The 5,796-nt window shown below is 71.5% G+C and carries 6 protein-coding genes; 4 read left to right on the top strand and 2 right to left on the bottom strand.

The window, feature by feature from the left end:
• The coding region (locus AC1D12_RS22615) for a sensor histidine kinase (RefSeq protein WP_477842993.1) at positions 1–1,341 on the top strand (1,341 nt) is incomplete at its 5' end.
• A gap of 33 nt (positions 1,342–1,374) precedes the next feature.
• Here AC1D12_RS22615 and upp read toward each other — a convergent pair.
• Entirely contained in the window at positions 1,375–2,007 is a 633-nt protein-coding gene (gene upp, locus AC1D12_RS22610; protein WP_477842991.1) for a uracil phosphoribosyltransferase, read from the bottom strand.
• Between the two features lie 141 nt (positions 2,008–2,148).
• Here upp and AC1D12_RS22605 point away from each other — a divergent pair, with 141 nt between their 5' ends.
• Genes AC1D12_RS22605 through AC1D12_RS22595 form a run of 3 tightly spaced genes read left to right on the top strand, consistent with a single transcriptional unit; the run spans position 2,149 to position 4,989 of the window.
• Complete coding sequence (locus tag AC1D12_RS22605) at positions 2,149–2,907, top strand: substrate-binding periplasmic protein (protein WP_477842989.1); 759 nt, start codon at positions 2,149–2,151, stop codon at positions 2,905–2,907.
• A complete protein-coding gene (locus tag AC1D12_RS22600; RefSeq protein ID WP_465110441.1) occupies positions 2,879–4,210 on the top strand; it encodes a diguanylate cyclase domain-containing protein in 1,332 nt (443 codons plus the stop codon). Before AC1D12_RS22605 ends, AC1D12_RS22600 begins: the two co-directional genes overlap by 29 nt.
• Before the next feature lie 17 nt (positions 4,211–4,227).
• Positions 4,228–4,989 carry a substrate-binding periplasmic protein gene (locus AC1D12_RS22595; RefSeq protein WP_477842987.1) on the top strand — a complete coding sequence of 254 codons (762 nt, stop codon included), beginning with the start codon at positions 4,228–4,230 and terminating at the stop codon, positions 4,987–4,989.
• A gap of 2 nt (positions 4,990–4,991) precedes the next feature.
• Here AC1D12_RS22595 and AC1D12_RS22590 read toward each other — a convergent pair whose 3' ends face one another.
• On the bottom strand, positions 4,992–5,759 hold the full coding sequence (locus AC1D12_RS22590; RefSeq protein ID WP_477842985.1) for an alpha/beta fold hydrolase: 768 nt from the start codon (positions 5,757–5,759) through the stop codon (positions 4,992–4,994).
• Between the last annotated feature and the right edge of the window lie 37 nt (positions 5,760–5,796).

The following is a 5,796-nucleotide window of genomic DNA, read 5'->3' as shown; positions in this document are numbered from 1 at the left end:
CGGATGCGCTGGCTGAGCCTGCGCGCCCGCTTCCTGCTGGCGCTGGTCGTGGCCCTGGCGGCCGGTGCGGCGCTGCATGCCGCGGTGCTGGCGGCGCTCGCGCACTGGGGCGGCCACGCGGCGCTGCTGGTCGGCGTGGCCGCGCTGCTCGCGCTGCTGCTGGCGGCGTGGAGCTCGGCACGGCTGGTCGCGCCGTTGAAGCGCCTGCTGCGCTCGCTGGAGAGCGCGGTGCTCAGCTACCGCGACGGCGACTTCAGCGTCTCGATCAGCGACGACCACGGCGGCGAGCTCGGCGCGCTGGTGCAGCAGCACAACACGCTCGGCCATGCGCTGCGCGACCAGCGCCAGCACCTGGCGCAGCGCGAGCTGCTGCTCGACACTGTGGTGCAGAACACGCCGGTCGCGCTGGTGCTGACCGACCTGCGGCAGCGCGTGGCCTACGCCAACATCGCCGCGCGCCAGCTGCTGGGCGAAGGCCGCAGCCTGGAGGGCAGCGATTTCGCCGCGCTGCTCGCGACGCTGCCGCCGGCGCTCGCGCGGGCGGTCGAGGAGGGCACCGACGCGCTGTTCAGCGTCACGCTGGACGGCAGCGACGAGACCTTCCACCTGTCGCAGCGCCAGTTCCGGCTGCAGGGCCGGCCGCACCGGTTGCTGCTGTTCCGGCGCATGACGCGCGAGCTGTCGCGCCAGGAGGTCGCCACCTGGAAGCGCGTGATCCGCGTCATCAGCCACGAGCTGAACAACTCGCTGGCGCCGATCTCGTCGCTCGCGCACAGCGGTGCCGAGCTGGCGCGGCGCGGCGATGCGCAGCGGCTGCAGGAGGTGTTCGCGACCATCGGCGAGCGCTCGCGGCACCTGCACGGCTTCCTCGACGGCTACGCGCGCTTCGCGAAGCTGCCGGCGCCGCGGCCGGAGCGCGTCGACTGGGCGCCGTTCCTGGCCGCGCTGGCGGCGCAGTACCCGTTCGAGCGCCGCGGCGAGCTGCCGGCACGGGACGGGGTGTTCGATGCGGTGCAGGTCGAGCAGGCGTTGATCAACCTGCTGAAGAACGCGCACGAGGCCGGCGGGCCGGCCGAGGGCGTCACGCTGTCGATCGCGGACACCGGGGCGGAGATCCGCTTCGAGGTGGCCGATCGCGGCCCCGGCATGAGCGACACGGTGCTGGCGCAGGCCTTGCTGCCGTTCTATTCGACCAAGCGGGCCGGCACCGGGTTGGGATTGGCGCTGGCGCGCGAGATCGCCGAGGCGCATGGGGGGCGGATCGCGCTCGCGAACCGGCCCGACGGCGGGCTGCGGGTGGCGATCACGCTGCCTCGCAGCCCGGATGCCGATCCGGGTTGATTTCGACGGCTGCTCCCCGGATGGGCATCCGGGCTACTTCGTTCCGAACAACCTGTCCCCGGCATCCCCCAGCCCCGGCACGATGTAGCCGTGCTCGTCCAGCTGCCGGTCGATCGCCGCGGTGAACACCGGCACGTCCGGATGCGACGACTGGAAGTGCTTCAGGCCCTCCGGCGCCGCCAGCAGGCACACGAAGCGGATCGACTTCGGCCGCGTCTCCTTCAGCCGGTCGACCGCCGCGACCGCCGAGTTGCCGGTGGCCAGCATCGGGTCCAGCACGATCGCGTCGCGCTCGTGCATGTCGGCCGGCATCTTGAAGTAGTACTCCACCGCCACCAGCGTCTTCGGGTCGCGGTACAGCCCGATGTGGCCGATGCGCGCGCCCGGCACCACGTTCAGCATGCCGTCGAGGAAGCCGGCCCCGGCCCGCATGATGCTGACGAACACCGTCTTCTTGCCGTCGATCACCGGTGCCTGCATCGTCTCGAGCGGSGTCTCGATCTCGATSWYCTGCRTCGGCATGTCRCGCGTGACCTCGTAGGCCATCAGCATGCTGAKCTCGTTSAGCAGGCGCCGGAAACTGTTGGTGCTGCGGTCTTTCTGGCGCATCAGCGTGAGCTTGTGCTGGATCAGCGGATGGGTGACGTGGTGCACGGGTGCGGTCATGGGCTCTCCTCGGGGTTCGCCAGTTATATCGGCTCCGGCCGGAGCGAACCAGCATTTCGTCACGCCGCGCCGCGCCGCCGCGCTCAAGTCGCACGCCGGAACCGTCGAAAAAAAGGCGTTCCTCCGTCTGCCGAGCCCTGCATGTCCGTTCTTTCCTCGTTGCGCCGTCTTGCCTGCTGCCTGCTCGGGATGCTGCCCCTGCTGGCCGCCGCGCAGCCGCTGCGCATCGTCACCGAGGAGCTGCCGCCGTACAACATGACGCTGAACGGCCAGGTGACCGGGCTCGGCACCGAGGTCGTGCAGGCCGTGCTGAAGGAAGCCGGCTTCGCCGACACGCCGATCCAGGTGATGCCCTGGGCGCGTGCCTACGACATCGCGCTGAACCAGGAGAACGTGCTGATCTACTCGATCACCCGCACGCCGCAGCGCGAGAAACGCTTCAAGTGGGTCGGGGTGATCGCGCCGACGCGCTGGTACCTGTTCTCGCTGGGCGGACGCACGCTGCCGGTGAAGACGCTGGACRACGCGCGGCGCTACCAGACCGCCACCGTCAACGAAGACGCCGGCGAGCAGTACCTGGTCGACAAGGGCTTCCGGATCGGCCAGAACCTGCAGTCCAGCAACCGCTACGAGCTGAACTACGAGAAGCTGAAGGGCGGCCGCGTCGACCTGTGGATCGCCAACGAGCTGAACGCGACCTACCTGGTGCGCCAGGCCGGCGACGACCCCGCCCGCACCCTGCAGCGCGCGCTCGCCCTCACCGACCTCGGCAGCGAAGGCGGGCTCGACATGGCGTTCAGCCTGAAGACGCCGGATGCGCTGGTCGAGCGATTCCGCAAGGGGCTGGACGCGATCCGCCGCAACGGCACCTATGAGAGCCTCCAGCGCAAGTGGCTCTGACGGCGGGCCCGCCGGCTCGCTCGGCCGCCAGCTGGTGCTGGCGACGCTGCTGTTCGGCCTCGTCTTCACGCTGGCGGCGGTGGCGGTGCGCACCTGGTCGGCCTGGCAGGGCAACCTGGCGGCGATGACCGCCGAGCTGACGCTGATCGACGAGGTCTTCCAGCGCACGCTCGCCAAGGCCATCTGGGAGATGGACCGCGAAGCGCTGCAGACCCATGTGAGCGGCGTCGCGCAGGTGAGCCCGGTCGGCCGCGTCGAGCTGCGGCTGCTGCAGAACGGCCGCACCACCGAGGTGATGGCGCAGCGCCGCGAGGGTGCCGAAGCGTCGCATCGCGCGCCGGTGCTGCGCCGCAAGCTGAGCTACGAGCCCTACCCCGGCGCGGCCGAGATCGTCGGCGAGCTGACGCTCGAAGGCGACGAGCGCGTGCTGTGGGAGCGCCTGCGCGGCGAGCTGGCCGGCATCGTGCTGACCCAGCTGATCCAGTCGCTGCTGCTGGCGGGCCTGGTGATGTGGGTGTTCAACCGCACCGTCACCGTGCACGTGCGGCGCGTCGCGCGCCACCTCGACGAGCTGACGCCGCAGACGCTGGACCGCACGCTGCGCCTCGAGCGCAAGCCCGGTCCGCGCGACGAGCTGAGCCTGCTCGAATCGGGCGTCAACCAGCTGCAGGGCAACCTGTCGGACTACCTCGCGCGCCAGCGCCGCGACGAGCTCGACCTCGCGGCCCACCGCGACCGGCTGGCCGAGCTGGTCGACGAGCAGACCGCCGAGCTGCGCGCCGCCAACGCGCAGCTGCAGGCGCTGTCGCGCAGCGACCCGCTGACGGGCCTCGCGAACCGGCGCCATTTCGACGAGGTGAAGGACGTCGAGTTCCGCCGCGCGCAGCGCCTCGGCCAGCCGCTGTCGGTGCTGCTGTGCGACGTGGATTTCTTCAAGCGCTACAACGACACCTACGGCCATGCACTCGGCGACGACTGCCTGCGCCTGATCGCGCAGACGCTGCGCGAGACCTTCGGCCGCGCCGGCGAGCTGGCCGCGCGCATCGGCGGCGAGGAGTTCGCGGTGCTGCTGCCGGCGGTCGACGCCGTGCAGGCGCAGGCCGCGGCCGAGCGGTTGCGCGAGGCGCTGGCCGAGCGCGACATCCCGCACAGCGCGTCGCAGGTCGCGCCGCGCGTCACGCTGAGCATCGGCGTCGCGCAGTTCGACGCCGACACGATGGACCGCTTCGAGGCGCTGCTGCACCGCGCCGACCAGGCGCTGTACCGCGCCAAACGACAGGGCCGCGACCGCGTGGCCGCCTGAACCGCAGGAGGACGACGATGCGCCTTGCTTTCCGTCTTGCCCATGGCGTGCACGCGCTGGTGTTCGCGCTGGCATCGGCCTGCGCCGGCAGCGCCGCGCAGGCGCAGGCCATCCGCGGCGTCACCGAGGAGTCCGGCTTCACCTGGCTGAGCGCCGGCCGCGTGAGCGGGCCGGCCAGCGAGGTGGTGGCCGCGACGATGCAGCGCGCCGGCTTCACCGACTACCGCGCCGGCATCTACCCCTGGGCGCGCGCCTACGACATGGCGCTGCAGGAGCCGAACGTGCTGATCTTCATGATCGCGCGCACGCCGCAGCGCGAGGACAAGTTCAAGTGGGCCGGCGAGTTCATGCGCATCGACTACCACCTGTACAAGCTGCGCACCGACACTGAGGTGGTGGTGCGCACGCTGCAGGATGCCAAGGCCTACAGCGTCGGCGTGCTGCGCGGCGACGTGCGCGAGCAGTACCTGCAGTCGCAGGGCTTCAAGCGGCTGGTGGTGTCGGCGCAGAACGGCGACAACTTCCGCAAGCTGCTGCACCGCCAGGTGCAGCTGGTGCCGATGCCCGAGCGCGACGTGCAGCAGCAGTGCGAGGAGTCGCACATCGATTGCGCGACGATGCTGGAGAAGGTCTACACGCTGGACGGGCTGTCGACCGGCCTGTTCATGGCCTACGGCCGCGCGACGCCCGACGAGGTGGTGACGCGCACGCGCGCGGCGTTCGAGAAGCTGAAGGCCGACGGCACGCTCGCGCGGCTGATGGGCACGCCGGCGCGCTGAATTCAGTGGTTGGCGCCCGGCTGGGCGAGCAGCTCGCCGACGGCATTCAGCACGCGCGGGTTCCACACCATGCCGATGTGGCTGCTGTCGACCTCGAGGTCGCGCACCAGGCCGCTGGCGTGCTCCTGCGGCCCGTGGACGCAGGTCTGCCACGCGACGATGCCGTCGTTGCGGCTGTAGATCGACGCGGTGGGCACCGGCGGCGGCGTGCGCAGGCGGCGGCTCATGGTCGGGTCGAGCCGGGCCGGCGCGCCGTTCAGCAGCCGGTACAGCCAGCCGACGTGGCTGTGGTCGGCCTCGGCGTTGAACGGCGTGCCGATCGTGATGACGCGGCGCACCTGCGGCGCGAGCAGCTTGCCGAGCTCGCGGGCGTAGAGGCCGCCGAGGCTCCAGCCGACCAGCGTCGCGCGGCCGGCGTGGGGTTTCAGCAGCGCCTGGACATGGTCGGCGAGCTCGGCCATCCAGGCATCGACGTCGCCGCGCGGGCCGACGTTCAGGCCGCGGCCCCAGTCGAAGGCGGTGTAGCCGAGGGCGCTGCAGTGTTCACGCAGCGTCGCGACCGCGCTGCCGTCGGCGGCGAGGCCCGGGAAGATGACGACCGGGTGGCCGTCGCCGGACTGCACTTTCGAGAAGCCGCGGCGCAGGCGGTGCGAGGCCAGTTCGATGGCGGCGCGCCACGGTTCGCTGACCAGCAGCCCGAGGGCCGGGCGGGAGATCGGTGCCAGGCCCAGCGCGGCGGACGGCGAGCAGGTGTCGGTGCTGGGACCCATGGGGCGCTCCTGAGATTCGTTGCCCCCAGGCTAGGGC

The organism is Rhizobacter sp. P1_G5 (assembly GCF_056405435.1).
This window is presented reverse-complemented; position numbering and strand designations above follow the sequence as displayed.